Source organism: Neobacillus canaveralius (assembly GCF_047237705.1).
GTDB classification, from domain to species: Bacteria; Bacillota; Bacilli; order Bacillales; family Cytobacillaceae; genus Neobacillus; species Neobacillus niacini_K.
This window is the reverse complement of record NZ_JBDFLL010000001.1, coordinates 5,183,249-5,202,283: the sequence shown is the minus strand read 5'-3', so window position 1 is coordinate 5,202,283 and position 19,035 is coordinate 5,183,249. Positions and strand designations below refer to the sequence as shown.

General features: G+C 38.2%; 22 protein-coding genes. 17 read left to right on the top strand and 5 right to left on the bottom strand.

Annotated features, from left to right (window positions below):
* The first annotated feature begins 118 nt into the window (after positions 1 to 118).
* The 6 genes from ABC255_RS25465 to kynB all read left to right on the top strand — a co-directional run bounded on the left by ABC255_RS25465 (position 119) and on the right by kynB (position 6,446).
* A complete protein-coding gene (locus ABC255_RS25465; RefSeq protein ID WP_412997831.1) occupies positions 119 to 1,132 on the top strand; it encodes a 4Fe-4S binding protein in 1,014 nt (337 codons plus the stop codon).
* A gap of 248 nt (positions 1,133 to 1,380) precedes the next feature.
* Entirely contained in the window at positions 1,381 to 2,211 is an 831-nt protein-coding gene (gene kduI, locus ABC255_RS25460; RefSeq protein WP_335532169.1) for a 5-dehydro-4-deoxy-D-glucuronate isomerase, read from the top strand.
* A gap of 56 nt (positions 2,212 to 2,267) precedes the next feature.
* Positions 2,268 to 3,050, top strand: coding sequence for a 2-dehydro-3-deoxy-D-gluconate 5-dehydrogenase KduD (kduD, locus tag ABC255_RS25455; protein ID WP_335532172.1), 783 nt, complete (start codon positions 2,268 to 2,270; stop codon positions 3,048 to 3,050).
* 44 nt (positions 3,051 to 3,094) lie between these two features.
* On the top strand, positions 3,095 to 3,877 hold the full coding sequence (locus tag ABC255_RS25450) for an IclR family transcriptional regulator (RefSeq protein ID WP_412997829.1): 783 nt from the start codon (positions 3,095 to 3,097) through the stop codon (positions 3,875 to 3,877).
* Positions 3,878 to 4,007: 130 nt separating this feature from the next.
* Positions 4,008 to 5,756: a WG repeat-containing protein gene (locus tag ABC255_RS25445; protein ID WP_412997828.1), complete on the top strand. Its 1,749-nt coding sequence runs from the start codon at positions 4,008 to 4,010 to the stop codon at positions 5,754 to 5,756.
* Positions 5,757 to 5,825: 69 nt separating this feature from the next.
* Entirely contained in the window at positions 5,826 to 6,446 is a 621-nt protein-coding gene (gene kynB / locus ABC255_RS25440; protein WP_412997826.1) for an arylformamidase, read from the top strand.
* A gap of 223 nt (positions 6,447 to 6,669) precedes the next feature.
* Here kynB and ABC255_RS25435 read toward each other — a convergent pair whose 3' ends face one another.
* Complete coding sequence (locus ABC255_RS25435) at positions 6,670 to 7,761, bottom strand: copper resistance D family protein (RefSeq protein ID WP_412997824.1); 1,092 nt, start codon at positions 7,759 to 7,761, stop codon at positions 6,670 to 6,672.
* Complete coding sequence (locus ABC255_RS25430; protein ID WP_412997822.1) at positions 7,762 to 8,355, bottom strand: copper resistance CopC family protein; 594 nt, start codon at positions 8,353 to 8,355, stop codon at positions 7,762 to 7,764. It lies immediately after the preceding gene.
* 238 nt (positions 8,356 to 8,593) lie between these two features.
* On the opposite strand from ABC255_RS25430, the gene ABC255_RS25425 reads away from it, so the two are divergent.
* The 5 genes from ABC255_RS25425 (at position 8,594) to ABC255_RS25405 (ending at position 12,119) form a co-directional block, all read left to right on the top strand.
* Positions 8,594 to 8,848 carry an amino acid decarboxylase gene (locus ABC255_RS25425; protein WP_335532183.1) on the top strand — a complete coding sequence of 85 codons (255 nt, stop codon included), beginning with the start codon at positions 8,594 to 8,596 and terminating at the stop codon, positions 8,846 to 8,848.
* A gap of 52 nt (positions 8,849 to 8,900) precedes the next feature.
* On the top strand, positions 8,901 to 9,104 hold the full coding sequence (locus ABC255_RS25420; RefSeq protein ID WP_412998638.1) for a cation transporter: 204 nt from the start codon (positions 8,901 to 8,903) through the stop codon (positions 9,102 to 9,104).
* 133 nt (positions 9,105 to 9,237) lie between these two features.
* On the top strand, positions 9,238 to 10,374 hold the full coding sequence (locus ABC255_RS25415) for a DEAD/DEAH box helicase (RefSeq protein WP_412997820.1): 1,137 nt from the start codon (positions 9,238 to 9,240) through the stop codon (positions 10,372 to 10,374).
* A gap of 87 nt (positions 10,375 to 10,461) precedes the next feature.
* Entirely contained in the window at positions 10,462 to 11,925 is a 1,464-nt protein-coding gene (locus ABC255_RS25410; protein ID WP_412997818.1) for an amidase family protein, read from the top strand.
* Between the two features lie 59 nt (positions 11,926 to 11,984).
* Positions 11,985 to 12,119 (top strand): hypothetical protein, encoded by a 135-nt coding sequence (locus tag ABC255_RS25405; RefSeq protein ID WP_335532188.1) that lies wholly within the window; start codon positions 11,985 to 11,987, stop codon positions 12,117 to 12,119.
* A 168-nt stretch (positions 12,120 to 12,287) separates the two neighbouring features.
* Here the strand turns inward: ABC255_RS25405 and ABC255_RS25400 are convergent, their stop codons facing one another.
* The 3 genes from ABC255_RS25400 to ABC255_RS25390 form a co-directional block, all read right to left on the bottom strand.
* Complete coding sequence (locus tag ABC255_RS25400) at positions 12,288 to 13,820, bottom strand: FAD-dependent oxidoreductase (RefSeq protein ID WP_412997816.1); 1,533 nt, start codon at positions 13,818 to 13,820, stop codon at positions 12,288 to 12,290.
* Positions 13,821 to 13,949: 129 nt separating this feature from the next.
* Positions 13,950 to 14,090, bottom strand: coding sequence for a hypothetical protein (locus ABC255_RS25395; protein ID WP_412997814.1), 141 nt, complete (start codon positions 14,088 to 14,090; stop codon positions 13,950 to 13,952).
* A gap of 200 nt (positions 14,091 to 14,290) precedes the next feature.
* Entirely contained in the window at positions 14,291 to 14,665 is a 375-nt protein-coding gene (locus ABC255_RS25390) for a DUF1360 domain-containing protein (protein WP_412997813.1), read from the bottom strand.
* A gap of 95 nt (positions 14,666 to 14,760) precedes the next feature.
* Between ABC255_RS25390 and safA the strand changes: the two genes are divergently transcribed.
* From safA to ABC255_RS25360, 6 genes are all read left to right on the top strand, one after another.
* Entirely contained in the window at positions 14,761 to 15,375 is a 615-nt protein-coding gene (safA, locus tag ABC255_RS25385; RefSeq protein WP_335532717.1) for a SafA/ExsA family spore coat assembly protein, read from the top strand.
* A gap of 143 nt (positions 15,376 to 15,518) precedes the next feature.
* On the top strand, positions 15,519 to 15,866 hold the full coding sequence (locus ABC255_RS25380) for a lmo0954 family membrane protein (protein WP_412997811.1): 348 nt from the start codon (positions 15,519 to 15,521) through the stop codon (positions 15,864 to 15,866).
* Between the two features lie 18 nt (positions 15,867 to 15,884).
* Positions 15,885 to 16,529: a PspA/IM30 family protein gene (locus tag ABC255_RS25375; RefSeq protein ID WP_412997810.1), complete on the top strand. Its 645-nt coding sequence runs from the start codon at positions 15,885 to 15,887 to the stop codon at positions 16,527 to 16,529.
* Between the two features lie 93 nt (positions 16,530 to 16,622).
* The gene (gene liaF / locus ABC255_RS25370; RefSeq protein ID WP_412997808.1) at positions 16,623 to 17,357 is read left to right on the top strand and encodes a cell wall-active antibiotics response protein LiaF; all 735 of its coding nucleotides are present in this window, start codon (positions 16,623 to 16,625) and stop codon (positions 17,355 to 17,357) included.
* Positions 17,354 to 18,406, top strand: a complete 1,053-nt coding sequence (locus tag ABC255_RS25365) for a sensor histidine kinase (RefSeq protein WP_412997807.1) — start codon at positions 17,354 to 17,356, stop codon at positions 18,404 to 18,406. Before liaF ends, ABC255_RS25365 begins: the two co-directional genes overlap by 4 nt.
* A complete protein-coding gene (locus ABC255_RS25360; protein ID WP_335532707.1) occupies positions 18,399 to 19,031 on the top strand; it encodes a response regulator transcription factor in 633 nt (210 codons plus the stop codon). The genes ABC255_RS25365 and ABC255_RS25360 overlap by 8 nt, the downstream gene beginning before the upstream one ends.
* Positions 19,032 to 19,035: the final 4 nt, after the last annotated feature.

Here is a 19,035-nt window from a genome sequence, read left to right as displayed (position 1 = left end):
CGTTTTAAGAATACGGTTGTGAATTCTTTATGAAAACGGTATTCTCGATGACTTTTATCACATCCCCCGTTTTACTTCGTTCCTTATATTAAGGGTGATGAAGATTGGAGGAGTCGTAATGAAGTCAAAGAACTGGTATAAGAAACAGCTGAAGAGAAAACCGGTTCAAATAACAAGATACGTGGTTCAGGCGGTATTCATGTTGTTTTTACTATATGTTGGTGTTCGTTTTTATCAATTTTATATGCATTTTGAAACCCTTGGGGAAACATCTTTTGTTGAAAGACCGGCTGCGGTGGAAGGGTTCCTGCCGATTAGTGCCCTAATGGCCTTGAAGGTTTGGCTTGCCACTGGAGATTTTGATGTAATCCATCCTGCAGGTCTTGTTTTGTTAAGTTTTTTTGTTGGTGGTGCTATTATTTTCAAAAGATCCTTTTGCAGCTGGATTTGTCCAATTGGAACAGTCAGTGATTGGATTTCAAGATTGGGGAAAAAACTGTTTAAAAGAAATTTTGAAGTACCAACATGGCTCGTTTGGCTGCTAACCCCCATTAAATATTTATTATTGCTGTTCTTCTTGGGGATGGTTATTGTAATGCCTACATATGGTGCGATTGCCTTTTTGAATGAACCATATAACAAAATCTCGGATATAAAAATGCTGACTTTTTTCTTAGATATCAGTGGTTTTGGCCTAGGCTTTCTTATCGTAATGGTTATGCTTTCTTTATTCTATAGGAACTTCTGGTGCCGATTCCTTTGCCCGTACGGAGCGTTCATCGGGCTTGGCTCGGTATTTAGAATTTCAAAGGTCCGTAGAAATGAAGAGACCTGTACAAACTGTGAGATGTGTACGAAGGTATGCCCTTCAAGAATAAAGGTGCACAAAGCAGAAACCGTAAATAACCTTAATTGTACGGCATGTATGGCTTGTGTTGAAGCATGCCCAGTGAAGGACACTTTGAATATGACCGTTGCAAATAAAAAAGTGAGCAAATGGTTTATACCCGTGTCATTCTTTGTAGCTTTCTTCTTAATTATTGGCTTTGCAAAACTAACAGGGCATTGGGAAACCATCATCAGCTATGACGAATGGAAAGTCCTCATTCCAGAGGCGAAAAACATAGATTAATAGATAAACGTAACCTGTTTAAACGTACAGGTTATTTTTTTATATTCATTTTTCTGAGTATTTTATAAAATGCGGTTGAAAAACCAAAAAATGTCCAATATAATTAAAATATAAATTTCCAAATAAACAATACCATTTCCTATTTGGAAATCGAGAGGTAAAGTTTAAATCCATTTACCATAAAGAAAGTAGAAAACCCTTTGGAAAGCGGCAGTGCAAAAATAAATCGATAACAGGAGTGAATAAAAATGGAAACTCGTTACACACATAGTCCAGAAGATATTCGTCATTATTCTACAGAACAACTGCGCAAGGAATTTCTAGTAGAAAGTATTTTTGTTCCAGGAGAAGTTAGATTAACGTATACACATAACGACAGGATGATTTTTGGCGGTGTTACACCAACAGATAAGCCTCTAACCATTGAACTTTCGACAGAATTAGGAGTTACATATTTCTTAGAGCGACGTGAACTTGGAGTTATTAATATTGGAGGACCAGGGTCAATCGTTATCGAGGGCACAGAAGAACCAATGAAAAAGCAAGATGGTTATTACATTGGAAAAGAGACAAAGGATATCCAATTTAAATCAGAAGATCCGACTAATCCAGCAAAATTTTATACCGTTTCTGTACCTGCTCATCATAAATATCCAAATGTAAAAATCAGTATTGATAAAATTGAGCCAATGGTGACAGGTGATTCAGCAACTTTAAATCATCGTTCTATTTATCAATATATTCATCCAAACGTATGTGAAAGCTGTCAGCTTCAATTAGGATACACCATCCTAACTCCAGGAAGCGCTTGGAACACAATGCCAAGTCATACACACGAACGCCGTATGGAAACATACCTTTATTTCGATATGAAAGAAGATACACGTGTATTCCATTTCATGGGTAAACCGGATGAAACAAAACACTTAGTGATTGCCAACGAGCAAGCTGCCATTTCTCCAAGCTGGTCGATCCATACTGGAGTGGGAACAAGTGACTACACGTTCATTTGGGCAATGTGCGGCGAAAACATTACTTATAATGATATGGACATGGTTCCGATGAAGGAATTGAAATAACTCTTTTCGCTAATCGAGTTCTTTTCATGTACTTCATTAACAAGGGGGATTATACAATGGGGAATGACTTACAACAATTTTCATTAGATTATTTTAAATTAGATGGTAAAGTCGCAATAGTAACTGGGGGAAACACAGGAATTGGACAAGGCTTTGCGATTGCGCTTGCAAAAGCAGGTGCGGACCTTTTTATCACGACTCACGGGAACAATTGGGGAGAAACGAAAGAACTAATTGAAAAAGAAGGACGTCGGGTAGCGTTTTTTCAAGGTGATTTAACAGACAAACAAGTATCAAAAGATATCGTTGCTAAATGCTTAGAAACATATGGTAGAGTAGATATTTTGGTAAACAACGCAGGTACCATTCGCCGTTCGCCTATCCTTGAATATAAGGAAGAAGATTGGGATGCAGTCATGGATATTAATCTAAACGCTGTTTACTTTTTAAGCCAAGAAGCTGCAAAGGTAATGGCAGAACAAGGCAGTGGAAAAATCATTAATGTTGCTTCTATGCTGTCCTTCCAAGGTGGAAAATTTGTACCATCCTATACAGCCAGCAAGCATGGTGTAGCTGGTTTAACGAAGGCATTTGCGAATGAATTAGCAATAAAAGGCATACAAATTAATGCCATTGCGCCTGGTTATGTTGAAACCAAAAATACAGCGCCAATCCGTGAGGATGAAGTGCGTCATGCTGAGATTACTTCTCGTATTCCGGCTGGTCGTTGGGCAACTCCAGATGACCTGCAAGGTGTTGTAGTCTTCCTTGCAAGCAGAGGTTCCGATTATATGAATGGAGCCATTATCCCAGTGGATGGTGGCTGGCTCGTTCGCTAGTTTTTATATTATAATAAATCAAAAAGGTGAAGGGAGGTAACATAATGGAGAATGCAAAACAACCATATGGTACTGTTCTAATTAAGGCTTCAAGTATCCTTGATTTTCTGTCAGCAAAGAAAGAACCACAAGCATTAAATGTGATTGCACAAGAAACAGGATTAACGAGTTCAACGGCCTTAAAGATATTAGATACCCTTCTTCTAATTGGTTATGTAAAAAAACATCCAGAAACGAAAAGATTCGGGCTTGGCAGCGCCTTAATCAAATACGCAAATAAGTATCTTGCTGATTTAGACATTTCAAAAATTTCTTATCCATATTTAAAAGAGCTGCAAAATAGTTTAGATGAAACGATTCACTTAGGGATTTTAGAAGGCGATGAAATATTAACTGTTAACAAGTTGGAGACGAAAAAACCAATTGTGTGTTTAAATTCAAGGATTGGTTTATCTAAGCCGCTTTATTGTTCTGCGATGGGGAAAGCCGTACTTTCAGAAATGCCAGAAAGTGCAATAGAAGCTTATTTGAACCGAGTGGAGCTAAAACCCATAACAGAAACGACGATTACGAGTCCGGAGTATTTATTAAAACAGTTAGAAGATGTAAAAAGAAATGGTTATGCAATTGACGACAGTGAAGGTGAAAAGGATGTCTATTGTCTAGGTGCATCCCTAGTAATGAATAACCAAACATACGGAGCATTTAGCGTCAGCGTACCATTCTACCGCATTACACCTGAAGTAAAAGACCAAATCGTCCAAGCCATCTTGAAAACAAAAGAAAATATCCAAAGAGAACTGCAGCAAAATTACGTTTTTATATAAATAATCAAGAAAGAATCTATTTTGAAGCCTTATTGGTCAAATTAGATTCTTTTTTGTTTGTGATTGAAGATAAGCTACATCCCGCCCATCTTTTCATATATATAATAAAAAATAAAATGGGGTAGTACGGATGTCTAGAAGAAATACAGAACAGGAAAATTGGATTACCCACCTGCTTTCCTTATCAAGAATGGTGTACCTCTTTCCAGCAGAATTCAAAGATATTGGCGGCGGTAAGTGGGGATACATCAATGAAAAGGGGACTTTTGTTCTCCCTCCCAAATATGAAATGGCTCGTGATTTTCAGGACAATGGTTTAGCAATCATCCAATTAAATAATCTAACAGGTATTATTAACACTGACGGATATTTTATTGTGAAACCAAAGTATGAAACAATCAGCCCTTTTTCAGAAGGCCGTGCCACTGCTATTGATGATAAAGTCTTTAAAGTATTAGATGAAAGCGGGAAGGAAATTACCTCAAAGGCATATTCCTTTATCGGAGATTACAAGGAAGGCAGGGCCGTGGCTGCCAATACAAATGAAAATGGTGAGTATCTCTATGGCTATTTAAATAAAAGAGGCAATGAAGTCATTCCGTTGGCCTATGAAAATGCTAGTGACTTTCAGGACGGAAAAGCCCTAGTTAAAATGAAGGATGGCAACTATGCTCTAATTGATTTAACAGGAAAAATATTGTATTCCTACTCTTATCCATTTGTCGACGATTACGGAGAGGGTATGCTGGCATTTCGAAAAAGTAATGATGGAAAATGGGGGTACATGGACGAATCGGGTAAAGTACTGATTGAACCACAGTTTATGGGAACACAGCCGTTTGTTGCAGAGAAAGCAATTGTGAATGTTGAAAATAATCATTATGGCCTGATAGATAGGCAGGGGAAATATATCATTAAACCCCAGTATTCCAGTTTGATAAACCTTGGAGAAAATCGATATGCACTGGGGAAAGCTCAAGATCCTGGGAGGCCATATCTTTTTCAAAAGTACGCAATAGCCGATGCTAACGGTCATATTTATACTGGGTTTATCTACAATGGCGTATCCAATTACAAGGATGGAATCGCCTCTGCATATAATGAAGAGATGACATTCTTTATTGATCAGCGTGGTCAGAGAATGGATCACCTTCCTAAGGTACAAGGCAGCGGTACATTAGTATTTGATAAATCCTTGGTTAAGGGAGATATCGATCTCCGTATTCTCTATTTTGATAAAAAGGGCAAGTTAGTTTGGAAACAAAATACAATCATTCCTTTAAAAGAGGATTATTCCGTTACCGAAAACAAATTCAAACCAAATAAGGATTATTTAGTTTATTATCCACAGTTAACAGGGATTGGATCACAGGAGAGCGTAAATCAGACATTGAAGGAACTCTCTGGAGTCAAGGCAATCCCTCAGCATACACAGCTGGAATCAAGCTACTCAGGTGATTTCGACGTTAGTTTTTATAAGAATAACCTAGTAGTCTTGGAGATAAATGGCTATGATTATCCTTTTGGTGCAGCTCATGGAATGCCGGTAAAAAAATATGCCCATATTGACCTAAAAACGGGAAGGTTTTATCAGCTTAAAGAGTTGTTTAAGCAAGAAGCAGATTATGTAAAAGTGATCAGTAAAATTATTGGCGAACAAATTAAGAATGACGAACAATATTCCTATGTTTTCCCGGATACGTATAAAGGTATCAAATCAGACCAGCCCTTCTTTATTAGTGAAGGGGAGTTAAATATTTATTTTGAACCATACGAGATTGCCCCTTATGCTGCTGGGTTTCCAACCTTTACGATTCCGTTTCAAGATATAAGCAGCATTATCGATAACGATGGAGATTTTTGGCGCTCCTTTCATTAATTGACAACACAAGGACACCGATATATTTTTAACATAGGCTAATAAAATGCAGCCCTAGGGAGTGGTTGAATGAAAATAATTGATATTTCTAGAAGGCTTGAAAATGGAATGCCGGTTTGGCCAGGTGATACAGCCTTTCACTATGACGTGTCGTGGTCCAAGGCAGAAAGTGGGTCAGTAAACGTAGGGACTCTTTCAATGAGTACACATACAGGGACGCATGTTGATGCACCTTTTCATTTTGATGATGATGGAAAAAGGATTATTGAATTGGATCTCGAACTATATATTGGTCCTGTAAGGGTTCTCGATATGACTGGGAAGGAAAGTATAGGAGCTAAGGATTTAGATGAAGTAGATTTAGAAGGTATGAAAAGAGTGTTGTTTCGAACTCTATCATGGCAAAATGCTTCTGAATTTCCCGAAAAAATACCCCATTTGGAAGCTGACCTTGGTCCATTCCTAGCAGAGAGGGGAATTAGACTGGTTGGGGTAGATGTTCCATCAGTCGACCCAATTGACAGCAAAGACCTTCATGCTCATCATAGTTTAAATGAAAATGGGATTCACATTCTTGAATCAGTCCTTTTAGATGAAGTAGAACCTGGAGATTATGAATTGATTGCTTTGCCGCTGCCATTGGTTAAAGGGGATGGAAGTCCGGTAAGGGCAGTATTACGTACAATCTAAAAGAAGCAGCGGAATAAATTTCCGCTGCTTCTTTTATGAAGGCTGTTTTCTAATAGATTGTTGTTAAAATCTTAAAGCCGATTTTAACGTGGAAATAGCTATTTTGCGCTTTAGAATTTAGTTTGAAGGCTCTTTTCTTATTAAATTTTGGCTCTTTTTTGCGGGAATTAGCAAAATGATTAATTTTTGTTCTTAAAAGCAACAAAGTTTAAGAAAAGAGCCTTTATGAAAGACTTAACATAAATCCTATATAGCCAGAAACGATAAATAATAAGCTCATTACTAATGCCAAAGCTTTTGGAGCTTTTTTTATAAAAGTTAGAATCACTAACACTAGGAAAAGAATAGCAATTAGGAATAAGATTATTGAGACAATCCCAGGGGAAAAGTTGATAGGAAAATTTATTTCACCTGGATGGAAAAAGGAAAACAGCTTGGAAGCACCTTCTGCTCTAATCATCGAACTAAGCTCATGCGGTGGTGAAACTTGTCCTAGTGCACCCGTAATCGAAAATACAACCAAAACAATAATACTTTCCAGCTTCGCCCATGGAAGCGGATTATAAGAAGGATCATCCTTAAGTCTCTTCCGAATCAAAACGCTGTTGATAAAGGCGAAAGCTAGTAATGGCAAAATCGCGATATGTTTAATTAATAATGACTGACCATAGGAAATTGCCGTTACACTAACATATGTCGACAATTCCATATGAAAAGTCATTAATGATATTCCTGTTATGGTCGTGGTAAGTAAACATAAAAAAGCAACAGGCGAAAACCAATTTAAGAATTTCAGCCAATTGTCATGGTTCTGTGAAAACCAGCTTACCACCAACAGAATTCCAACCCAAGTTGTAACCGCCAAAAAGTGAGTGGTATGTGTAAGGAAACCAGCCAATTTGGATAATGAAGCTGCGTGACTCGACAAGCCAAGGGTAGCAATTAAGATAAGTGTAAATGCTAGACCAGTAAAAGAGAATAACCGTTTTTGTTCAAGCTTAATAGGAATCAGATAAATAAATAGAATCAACGAAATAATCCCCGTACTTATCCATGTCTTACCAACTTCGAAATTTGTTAACACAGACTTAAGAGTATAGCCTAAACCTAGGTCCTCATATAAATATAAAACAATACTTAATACCGGTAGGAATGAAAATATAGCAATTCCTAATGCTGCACTCAATAGTACCATTTTAGGAATCTTAATTTCTGGTCGTACTGATTTGGGTACAAGGTTAAGAATAAAGCTTCCTAGTAACACCGAAAAACAACTATAAAGTAAAGCCTCACTTACAATACCTGCAATAAACATCTAGACGTGTTTCCTCCTATAAATCAACCAATAGCTTCCGAATCCTAAAACAATGATCAAACCAATAATGGCTGGGAGTACATAATTCATGATTTTAGGTTCAACTAAAGCAGTCTCTTTTACATCTATTGCTTGATCTTCCAGTACCTTTTCAGTGTCTGCAGCAGATATTGTTTCGGCAGTCGTCGCATCAGTAGTAGATGGGTCTGTCACAGTTTGTTCTGGAGGTGCAGCATTTTCGGGAAGGTTTTTTGTGAAGGGAATATCGCCCTCAAGTGGGTGACCGTCTTCTCCAATTATTTTCCAATGAATGGTATAAGCTCCATTCGTAAGGTCGTCTTCTACATTAGCGATTAATTGATTACCAGTAATTGAAACCGTAGTAAGTGGAATAGATGTATTATTACCATCCATTAATGTAAAAGAACTAGTTGGTTCTATTGCTGTTTCGAAAGTAAGCGTGATAGCCTTGAGTGACTGAGTTACGATTTCTCCATTTTTGGGGGTAGACTCTTCCAAATGGGAATGTGCAAATACATTTGCTCCAAAAATAAAGAATAACAAAGTGGAAAGTAGAGCAATTTTATTTAACATCATTTTCAACTCCGATATATTGTTATCTTGCTGTTCTTCATTCTACCACTAAATCAAAAGGCTTATATCAAATTCAAGATAATGTTCACAATACGTTCAAAAATATCTTTTTACTATCCCTAATGTATTTATTAACCTAACCCGATTAAAAACATACCTTTGAGTGATTTAAATCAATTCTTTAAAGTAAAAAGGATGCTACACTTGGTGAAAATCATAATCATGAGGAGATGAAGTGATGAGCAGCTTTCAAATAGAAGGACAAAAAGCCGTCATAGATATTCGTGAGAGGGTCTCAAAGGGAGAACATCCACGCAGGGAAATCTTGAATTTTGTAAAAACAGCACCTGTTGGGACGATATTTGAAATTCATTTACCTCACCCAGGAGAGCCATTAGTAGCTACTTTTCAATCTTTAGGAATGAATGCAATCGTAAACGAAGTCGAACCTGCGCACTTCCGATTGATGGCCATAAAAATGAATGAAATTTAGATAAATGAACTGTTAGAATTTCCATTATGGAAAGGGGATATTCAAGGTGAGTATGATTCAGTTATCTCTAAATGATGTAGCCTGCTCAGGATGTATTAGGAAAATTAAAAGGAAAATAAAAAGATATAATGGGATAGAAAAGGTAAGGATATTAGCAGGAAGTGGAAAAATAGAAATCGACTATAATGAAGCAATCATAGAATCTGAAGAAATAAATTCCACCATTCATAAATTGGCAATCCGAACGTTTGATTAATAGGTGAATTGAAGCGAAAACCCATTCCATGCTTAGGAATGGGTTTTTTATGGACACATTTTAGTAAATAGGTTAGTATCAATGTCATGTGTGGATATAATATGTAGAAATGAGATAAAAAAAGGAGTCAAATATGTTAAATACCTTAAGCCCTTTTTTACAGGAAAACTGGGAAAAATCCGGATTTCAACAACCTACTTCGATTCAGGATACAGCCATCCCTTTAATTATTGAAGGAAAAGATTTAATTGCAGAATCTCCAACAGGTACGGGCAAGACACTAGCCTATTTATTACCATTATTAAATAAAATTGAAACCAATTCCCAATCAATACAAGCTGTAGTCTTAGCATCATCACAGGAATTGGTTATGCAGGTTTATTCAGAATTTCAAAAGTGGTCAGAAGGCAGCGGAATAAGAGGAACTTCTATAATTGGCGGAGCAAATGTAAAACGTCAGCTTGAAAAATTGAAAAAGCGCCCTCATGTCATTTTTGCTACACCAGGCCGGTTATTTGAACTGATCAAACAGAAAAAGGTAAAAATGCACGAGGTGAAGCTGGTAGTATTAGATGAGGGAGATCAACTGCTAATTCCAGAGCATCTCAACACAGTCCAAAATATTGTTAAATCGACAATGGGTGACCGCCAAGTAGTTTTATTCTCGGCGACGATGAAGGCTGGAACAGAGAAATTGGCAAAGGAGATAACCAAGGAGCCCGAAATACTTCGAATAGAAAAGGATGAGCTTGCTTCCTCAGGTGAGGTTGAGCATATCTTTTTTTCTGCTGAACCTAGAGATAAGATTAAGCTGCTTGAAAAAATCGCTCGTTTAGACAACATTAAAGCCCTGGCATTTATCAATGATATTGGGGAGATTCAAGTCCTTAAAGAAAAGTTCAATTTCAAAGAACTGTCGACAGGAATTCTGCATAGTGATATGAAGAAGTTAGAACGGCAGGCAGAGCTTAAAGCTTTCCGTGATGGCAAAACTAAAATGCTGATTGCTACGGATGTGGCAGCTAGAGGATTGGATATTCAAGGAGTCACTCATGTTGTCCACGTCGATTTCCCAAGGGATATTGCTCAGTATGTTCACCGAGCGGGAAGAACAGGGAGAATGGGAGCAAACGGCACGGTTATTTCGTTAGTAACCGACCGGGAAGAGAGAGAATTAAAAAAATATTGCCAGGAACTAAACGTCACACCTAATAAAAGAATCTTCTTTAAAGGGCAAATTGCTGAGCCTGAACAAAAGGTACGGCGTTAAACAAAGACAGTGGGACTTTCCTACTGTCTTTTGTTATTGCAAGAATATTCTTTTTCTTATAAAATTTTATCTACGGGAGGGGAATAAATGGAGAATCCGAAGTTAACTAAATATCTCGATCATTGGATTGAGGAGGCAACGATCACTCAAATGCAGGAAAAAATGGCCAGCGGAGAGCTTACATCTAAAGAACTTGTATTGATGTATCTACATAGAATTTCTGTTTATGATAAAAGTATCCACTCAATCCTTGAGGTCAACCCAGATGCTCTTCATATTGCATCAGCACTTGACGCTGAACGGAATGAAGCGGGACCGCGCAGTGCGTTGCATGGTATTCCCATTTTGATAAAAGACAATATTGATACCGCTGATAAAATGCATACTAGCGCAGGTTCTTTAGCTTTAAAGGATTCGGTTGCGTTAAGAGATTCTTATGTGGTGGAACAGCTTCGTGCAGCAGGAGCAGTCATTCTTGGTAAAACGAATATGACGGAATGGGCTAACTTTATGGCGTATGGGATGAAAAGCGGGTATAGCTCACGCGGTGGTCAGGTGTTAAATCCTTATGGTCCTGGGCAATTTGATGTCGGCGGTTCTAGTTCAGGTTCTGGTGCGGCAATTGCTGCGAATTTAGCAGCTGCAGCGATTGGAACGGAAACGTCTGGATCCATTTTGAATCCATCCTGCCAAAACTCGCTGGTCGGAATTAAACCGACAGTGGGCCTAATCAGCAGAAGAGGGATTATACCGATTGCTCATACCCAGGATACAGCCGGACCAATGGCTAGGACTGTCAGAGATGCAGCCATTCTTTTAAATGCTTTGACAGGAAAAGATGAAGAAGATCCAATAACAAAAACCAACCCATTAGCAGAAAAAGACTTTACTGAACATTTACGTAAAGACGGACTTAAGGGAAAAAGGATTGGCATTGCCCAAGATGGATTTTCAGATCAGTTGAGCGAAGAAAAATTAAAGATCTTTCATGACGCTGTTGCTGTTTTGGAGGCAGCGGGTGCTGAAATTATTGAACATATAGACATTCCTTCTGCGAATGCCAAGTGGCAGTATGACGTATTAACATATGAATTTAAACCGGACTTAAACGCTTATTTAAGTAAACTTCATCCTTCTATACCGATCAGAACATTGAATGATTTAATTCAATACAATAAGGAAAATGAAGAAACGATGCTAAAGTATGGACAGGAAGTTCTAATTAAATCAGAAGCAACTAGTGGTTCCTTAACGGAAGCGAAATATGTGGATTCGTTGGAATTTGATCTTTATCATTCCACACAACAGGGGATTGACTATGCGCTTGAGAAGTATCAGTTAGATGTTATACTCATTCCTAGTGATGAGGCCTCGCATATTAGTGCAAAAGCAGGATATCCAACGATTGCCGTTCCTGCAGGCTATACTTCTCTTGGTGAACCCGTCGGAATTTCTTTTGCAGCAACCGCCTATAGTGAACCAACGTTAATTGAAGCGGCTTTTGCTTTTGAGCAGTTAACAAAGTTCCGTAAACCACCAATTCTTGGGTAGAATAACTTGATTTATTTTCACTCACACTATTTATGTATTCTCTAAAAGGAGATGATAGTGTGGGAAGACAGAAACTTGGTAATGCCAATGCCCAGCGAAATAATAATCGTAAAGAGGCAATGAGAACTTCTGAAGAACTCGTTGAATTTGAGACGGGAGAAAAATTAAAACGTAACCGTCCACATGGTAAATAAAGTAAACGCCTCCAATATTCTGGAGGCGTTCATTTTTTATGAATTGTAGATATCGTTCTAAAATGTGTTGAGAATGATTAATAATTTGTAGATATATTCAAAAAGTGTGTAGATAAAGCGCTGTATGGTGTAGATATCTCACAATTCTATGTAGATATCCGAGTCATATTAAACATCGCCAACATTTTTTAGTGCCTTTTTCGCTGGTCCTTCAATGACTTCTCCATTATAGGCGAACCGCGACCCGTGACATGGACAGTCCCAAGATTTTTCAGCATGATTCCATTCACATTCACAGCCTAAATGCGTACAGGTGGTATCCACAATGTAAAGCTTTCCGTTTTCATCCTTATAGGCGCCTGCACGCTGTCCTTTATGCATGACAACAGAACCTTCTCCATTCACTAAATCCCCAGGATCCTTTGGTACAAACTCAAGTTTTCCTTTAATTAAATGCTTCGCTACGTCTGCATTCGTTGAAATAATTGATTTAATATCTGGGTCCGCATCAAAACGTGATGGAGTATACAATTCCTTATAGGGATTGTCTCGGTTTAATACATAATCAGTAAGGAGATGAGCAGCAAGAATACCCGAGGTCATCCCCCATTTTTTATAACCAGTTGCCACTAAAATATGCTCTTTATCTCTTGTGAGTGGACCGATGTAAGGCACCTTGTCCAATGTCACTAAATCCTGTGCAGACCACCGATAGTGATATTCAGAAAGGTCAAACACATCTTTTGCAAAATCCTCAAGTGCAACATAGTGACTGAGCGTATCGACACCCTGGCCTGTTTTATGATTTTCGCCGCCAAGAATTAGGAGATTACCCCCATCAATTGGTGTATAGCGAATGGAGCGTGACGGACTGTCCGCGCTGATATACATTCCGCCAGGATATTCCTTATCGGTCTTAATCCCAATCGCGTAAGATCTTTCAGCATACATTCTTGCGAAATAGAGACCTGGTTTATCATAAAATGGGAAATGGGAGGAAATAATCACATGTTTACAGGCAACTTTATGTCCCCCCTTTATCTTAACTTTTGGCTGGGTAGAATCCACATCCTCGATTCCTGCTGCAACTGAATTTTCATAAACCTTACATCCCGCCTTGATCGCCTCTTCTAAAAGCCCTTTTAAAAATTTAAGTGGGTGGTATTGTGCCTGATTGCGCATTAATAGCGCAGATTTTATTTGAATATCAAATGGAATGTTTCCTACTAAGTCACCATCAATCCCGAGCCTTTGATAGGCAGACATTTCGGTTTCAAGCTTCTTATCATACTGTTCAGTTGTTGCATAAACAAAGGCATCTTGTTTGCTAAAATCACAATCGATTCCTTTTTCGTTCGAGGTATTTTCAACAAATTTAATCGCATTGGAAGCGGATTCGAAATATAACTTAGCCTTTTCCTCTCCAAAATGACTGATTAATTCATCGTATATTAATCCATGCTGAGCAGTCAGCTTCGCGGTTGTATGTCCTGTTGTCCCGTTTAACACACTGCCTGCTTCAATAATTGCAACCTTTACACCTTGTTTTGCCAGCAAATAAGCAGCAGTAATACCTGTTATACCTGCACCGACAATAGCTACGTCAACTGTAGTATCCTCATTCAGCGTTTCAAATGTTGGTAATTCTATTTCTCGCCAATAGGTTCTGGGAAAATGGTGGGTGCTTTCAGATGAGCTCATATGTCTTCCTCCAGTATTATTTTCATATGATTAATTTTTCCATTTTTAATAAAATCATGTAACAATCCTTTTTTAAATAAAAAAATAACAACCCTGAAGTCCAGGATTGTTCTCTTTATTGGTATAAGATTAGTCCGATTCTTTTTTAACCGGGTCAATACGGGTGGAGTCTTCAGTGTTAAGCGTCCCTCTTAAAAAATAAACCAATGTACCCCCAACAATACCAAGACAAATGATAAACCCAATGGCAGTGACCCACCATCCAGCCATTCAAATCCCCCTTTCATTGTCCAGCTACAGGCGCCATCGGCTCGAGGGAAAAAGATAAATCGCTTTTTCCTCGGTCATAAGCCAATCCGTCAAGAAGGTTAAAGAGCAACCTTCATGCCGGCTCGTCTTATGCTTGTCGCCGATAAGCAGGCGCCTTCCGCTTTCCTAATGTTTATGCGAAAGGGGGAGCATTCTATTATTTATTTTTTCTTTTCTAAATCCGCATAATAATCTACTTTCTTAATATTTACCCCGACAAACGTTTCAAGAATGGATTGACCGCCTGCGATTGAAAAAATCAGAATAATCACAAAGGTTACACGGGGGAAAAGTAAATATCCGCCCCCAAGTAATATCGCGCTCCAAACTCCGGCACACCAATAACATTTCAATAAATACCCAAACATGCCTTTTGGTACTTCCTTGGTTTCGATTCCATGATTGGTCTCTACTTTCACTTTCTTCATAAATGGCTTACGTATAAATTCAGTAATTTTATCAAAAACAATTAAATGGGTTAACCGATAGCTTGCCAAAATTAACATGACATAGGTAATCCACGAAATGTCTCTCACACTATTTCCTCCGAACTTAACCTGAAAAATTTTATTTTGACACTCTGTATATTTTGAACCTGAAATCAAAAATATATATCGGAGGAGGCGTAAAAATGAAAAAATCATTTTGGGTAAGTTTACTGTTTTTACTATCACTTATTAGCATTCCAAATGTGTCGTTTGCCCAGCAAATTTACACCGTTCAACCAGGGGACACACTTTGGAAAATTGCAGTTCGTTACCAGGTTGGGATTTCTGAAATCATCTCAGCGAATCCCCAATTTAGGAACCCAAACCTGATATATCCTGGAAATAAGGTGACAATTCCTAATTATGATGCAACTAAAAGCATTGAAAGCCAAGTCGTCCAATTAACGAATCAAGAACGTGCCAAAAATGGATTAAAGGCCTTAACTCAAGATTGGGAGCTTTCCAGAGTTGCACGTTATAAGTCCATCGACATGAGGGATAAAAACTATTTCAGTCATGATAGTCCGACATACGGAAGTCCTTTTACGATGATGAAAAACTTTGGAATTTCATATCGCTCTGCAGGTGAAAATATAGCAGCGGGGCAAACAACTGCACAGGAAGTTGTTCGAGCTTGGATGAATAGCCCAGGTCACCGTGCCAATATATTAAGCGGTAATTATACTCATATTGGTGTTGGATACGCACAAGGCGGGTCACAAAGACATTATTGGACACAAATGTTTATCTCTAAATAACCACTAGGAGGGTCAGTACCTACACAAGGGACTGACCCTTTCTACGTCTCAAGACTGATATGAAAATAAAGCGCTGGTTCGTTATGAGAAATTTGGAATAGAGGTAAGATGTAATCAAGATAAAGAAAGGAGGAAAAAACAAAATGAAAAAGTTTGGTTTACTAGTAGCTGGCGGAATAGCAGCAATGATTTTACTTTCAACAATAGGTCCGATGGTAGGATTACTGGTTGGTCTTGCTGCTCTGTACTTCATTTTTAAACAGTTCTTAAAGGCTGAATCGACCGGAGGTAAAATTGGTCTCGGGATTATCGGATTTTTTGTCTTAATGGCCGCTATTCATAACGCTCCTGCTATCATTGGTGTTGTTGCTGCCTATGTACTATATCTCGTATATAAAAACTGGAATAGCAGTAAAAAGTCTGTTGTAAAAGAGGAGTCTGACCCTTTTGTGAATTTCGAAAAACAATGGAATGAATTAAATAAAAACTAATCTAAGGAGAGAGATAAAATGACAAACCTATTAACTAGAATAAAGGATACCATTATGGCGGATTTACATGCTGCGGTTGATCAAAAAGAAAAGGAAAATCCAATTGCCCTGCTAAACCAATATCTTCGTCAATGTGAACAAGAGACTGACAAAGTTAGAAAGCTTGTGGAACGTCAATACGCACTAAAAGATGAATTCACTAGAGAATACTCTCAAGCAGCGGAATTAGCAGAGAAGAGAAAATATCAGGCAGAAATTGCCTCTAAAGCAGGCGAAACCGAGCTGTATGAATTTGCTTCAGCAGAACATCAGCAATACTCAAGCCGTGTTGAACGTCTTTTCGCTTCACTTGAGCAAGTTAAAGGTCAGCTTAGTGAATTAGAAAGAAAATATGAGGAAATGAAACATAAGTTAAAAGATATGCAGATCCGCCGTTTGGAAATAATGGGCCGTGAGAATGTTACCCGTGCCAATCATCGAATGAATCAGGTATTAGACACAAATCATACCTCTAGCAATGCAAACGCGCGTTTTCAGGAAATTGACTCTTACTTAGATCGTTTAGATCATCAAGTAAAAAGCTCTTATTACCGCGATACCATTGACGCTAAAGTTGCACAATTAGAAAAACAAATGAAATTAGAAGAAAGCAAGTCCATTTAATATCCAAAACATGGTATTCTATAAAGGTGCAGCCATATGCACCTTTTTGGCCATATCATGGATAAAGAAACTAACAGGGGAGGGATAGGCCAAATGTTTAGGAATGCAAAAAATGATTATACGGGATGGCTGGTCGTTATTGGGGTTGTCGTTCTGCTGCTAGAAATTCTATTTTTTAACAGTGGTCTCATTTTCTCCCTCTTATTTTCTGGTGGACTTATTTATATAGGCAGAAGAAAAGCGGGGAAGCGAAGTGGTAAAATTTTTACCATCGCAGGAATTATCTTTCTTTTCATTAGTGTCTTTAGCATGATGACCTTTAGGTTTTTATTACTGGCTATTCTCTTACATTTTATTATTCAATATTTTAACTCTAAAAAGTATCCAAATAAGATTACATTAGATATTAAAGAATCGGAGCAGGCTCAGCAAGAAGAGACACTTATTAAGACCAAGCCACTCTTTGAAAATATATTTTTCGGACAACAAAAAACACCAAGCAGTGTATATGAATGGAATGACATTAACATCCAATCTGGAATTGGAGATACAATTATAGATTTAAGTTATACTGTTTTGCCGAAGGGTGAAACCATTATCTTTATGCGAAATGTCATTGGTAATATTCAAATTCAAATACCTTATGAAATAGAAGTAAGCGTTCATCACTCGTCTGTTATAGGCACCACAACGGTTTTTGAAAATCATCAGGCTCAGGTTTTTAACCAATCTTTCCACCTTAAGACAGCAGGCTATGACAAGGCAGAGCAAAAGGTGAAAATCTTTACCTCCTTGCTGGTGGGCAATATAGAGGTGAGCCGGATATGAGCATAATCCAAAGGCAGGTTGTATGGAATATCGCTTCTTCTGTCATGATTGCTCTCGTTATTGCTGCAACCTTTATCATTGTTTTTCCAATTTCAGATTGGTCAGAACTATGGAACCGGCATTTTATGGATATCCCATTTATCATATTTATTCCGGCATTCAGTATTGCTCTTGGCATACTTTTGGGCATTTTTTCAGGTATATACTGGAGAAGACAGTTTCAGGGTGTTGAGTATTCATTGCACCAGTTAGAGCAAGGGAAACAAGGTGGTTCCGATGAAAAGCAAGCCATTTCGGAAATGCAGAGTATAGCAGAACAAATTGATAAGATCGGCAGGCAAATGTCGGAACAAGCCAAGCTGTCACAGCGATTGGCTACAGAAAAGGTTGAAGATCAGGAAGCGAGGATTCAAGAAATAATTGAACAGGAACGAAACCGCCTCGCTCGTGAATTACATGATTCCGTCAGTCAGCAATTATTTGCTGCATCAATGATGATGTCGGCCATTAATACAACCAGACAAGGTGCGAATGAAGAGGATAGGGAAGCGAAGCAGTTGAAAATGGTGGAGGAAATGATTCACCAGTCTCAACTTGAAATGCGTGCCCTGCTTCTTCATTTGCGTCCAGTTGCGTTAAAAAATAAAACACTGCAAGAAGGAATTGAAGAGTTATTAATCGAATTATCACAGAAAGTAACAATGGAAATTAAGTGGAAAGTAGAAGCATTTCCACTTGATAAGGGAATTGAGGATCATCTTTTCCGAATCCTCCAAGAGTCTGTATCCAATACACTTCGGCATTCCAAATCGAACAAACTTGAGGTTTTATTGATAAAGCGTGATGATCTTGTCATTTTAAGAATTGTCGATGACGGGATAGGTTTTGAAGTTGAAACAAAAAAGGCCGGATCATATGGAATGCAGAATATGCATGAGAGGGCACTTGAAGTTGGCGGCACTTTAAAGGTAGTTAGTGTGAAGAGTAAAGGTACGAGGCTGGAAGTGAAGGTACCTGTTATGACAAATGGAGATGGTGTAAATGATTAGAGTAGTGTTTGTTGATGATCATGAGATGGTGAGGATTGGAGTTTCAGCTTATTTATCCGCACAGCCAGACATTGAAGTAGTAGGTGAGGCTGCTGATGGAAAAAAGGGCGTGGAACTGGCGCTTGAACTTAGACCTGATATTATTTTAATGGATTTAGTCATGAAGGAAATGGATGGGATTGAAGCAACCAAACAAATTATTGAAAACTGGCCGGAAGCAAAAGTTATCATTGTCACTAGCTTTTTGGACGATGAAAAGGTATATCCCGCACTAGAAGCTGGTGCAACTAGTTATATGCTAAAAACGTCAAAAGCAGATGAAATTGCCAATGCAGTCCGTGCTACATATCATGGTCAGTCTGTCCTTGAGCCTGAGGTAACAGGAAAAATGATGATTAAAATGCGCCAGAAACATCAACAACTGCCACACGAAGAACTTACCAGCCGAGAAATGGAAATATTAATGTTAATGGGTGAGGGAAAAACCAACCAGGACATCGCTGATGAATTATATATTGCATTAAAAACCGTAAAAACCCATGTCAGTAACATACTAAGTAAACTAAACGTCCAAGACCGAACACAAGCAGTCATTTATGCGTTTAAACACTCGTTAATAAAATAAATCA

What these genes read in the sequence shown, in the direction of transcription:
- ABC255_RS25465 (WP_412997831.1), top strand. Translation starts at nt 119, where the DNA reads ATGAAGTCAAAGAACTGGTATAAGAAACAGCTGAAGAGAAAACCGGTT.
- kduI (WP_335532169.1), top strand. Translation starts at nt 1,381, where the DNA reads ATGGAAACTCGTTACACACATAGTCCAGAAGATATTCGTCATTATTCT.
- kduD (WP_335532172.1), top strand. Translation starts at nt 2,268, where the DNA reads ATGGGGAATGACTTACAACAATTTTCATTAGATTATTTTAAATTAGAT.
- ABC255_RS25450 (WP_412997829.1), top strand. Translation starts at nt 3,095, where the DNA reads ATGGAGAATGCAAAACAACCATATGGTACTGTTCTAATTAAGGCTTCA.
- ABC255_RS25445 (WP_412997828.1), top strand. Translation starts at nt 4,008, where the DNA reads ATGTCTAGAAGAAATACAGAACAGGAAAATTGGATTACCCACCTGCTT.
- kynB (WP_412997826.1), top strand. Translation starts at nt 5,826, where the DNA reads ATGAAAATAATTGATATTTCTAGAAGGCTTGAAAATGGAATGCCGGTT.
- ABC255_RS25435 (WP_412997824.1), bottom strand. Translation starts at nt 7,761, where the DNA reads ATGTTTATTGCAGGTATTGTAAGTGAGGCTTTACTTTATAGTTGTTTT.
- ABC255_RS25430 (WP_412997822.1), bottom strand. Translation starts at nt 8,355, where the DNA reads ATGTTAAATAAAATTGCTCTACTTTCCACTTTGTTATTCTTTATTTTT.
- ABC255_RS25425 (WP_335532183.1), top strand. Translation starts at nt 8,594, where the DNA reads ATGAGCAGCTTTCAAATAGAAGGACAAAAAGCCGTCATAGATATTCGT.
- ABC255_RS25420 (WP_412998638.1), top strand. Translation starts at nt 8,901, where the DNA reads ATGATTCAGTTATCTCTAAATGATGTAGCCTGCTCAGGATGTATTAGG.
- ABC255_RS25415 (WP_412997820.1), top strand. Translation starts at nt 9,238, where the DNA reads ATGTTAAATACCTTAAGCCCTTTTTTACAGGAAAACTGGGAAAAATCC.
- ABC255_RS25410 (WP_412997818.1), top strand. Translation starts at nt 10,462, where the DNA reads ATGGAGAATCCGAAGTTAACTAAATATCTCGATCATTGGATTGAGGAG.
- ABC255_RS25400 (WP_412997816.1), bottom strand. Translation starts at nt 13,820, where the DNA reads ATGAGCTCATCTGAAAGCACCCACCATTTTCCCAGAACCTATTGGCGA.
- ABC255_RS25395 (WP_412997814.1), bottom strand. Translation starts at nt 14,090, where the DNA reads ATGGCTGGATGGTGGGTCACTGCCATTGGGTTTATCATTTGTCTTGGT.
- safA (WP_335532717.1), top strand. Translation starts at nt 14,761, where the DNA reads ATGAAAAAATCATTTTGGGTAAGTTTACTGTTTTTACTATCACTTATT.
- ABC255_RS25380 (WP_412997811.1), top strand. Translation starts at nt 15,519, where the DNA reads ATGAAAAAGTTTGGTTTACTAGTAGCTGGCGGAATAGCAGCAATGATT.
- ABC255_RS25375 (WP_412997810.1), top strand. Translation starts at nt 15,885, where the DNA reads ATGACAAACCTATTAACTAGAATAAAGGATACCATTATGGCGGATTTA.
- liaF (WP_412997808.1), top strand. Translation starts at nt 16,623, where the DNA reads ATGTTTAGGAATGCAAAAAATGATTATACGGGATGGCTGGTCGTTATT.
- ABC255_RS25365 (WP_412997807.1), top strand. Translation starts at nt 17,354, where the DNA reads ATGAGCATAATCCAAAGGCAGGTTGTATGGAATATCGCTTCTTCTGTC.
- ABC255_RS25360 (WP_335532707.1), top strand. Translation starts at nt 18,399, where the DNA reads ATGATTAGAGTAGTGTTTGTTGATGATCATGAGATGGTGAGGATTGGA.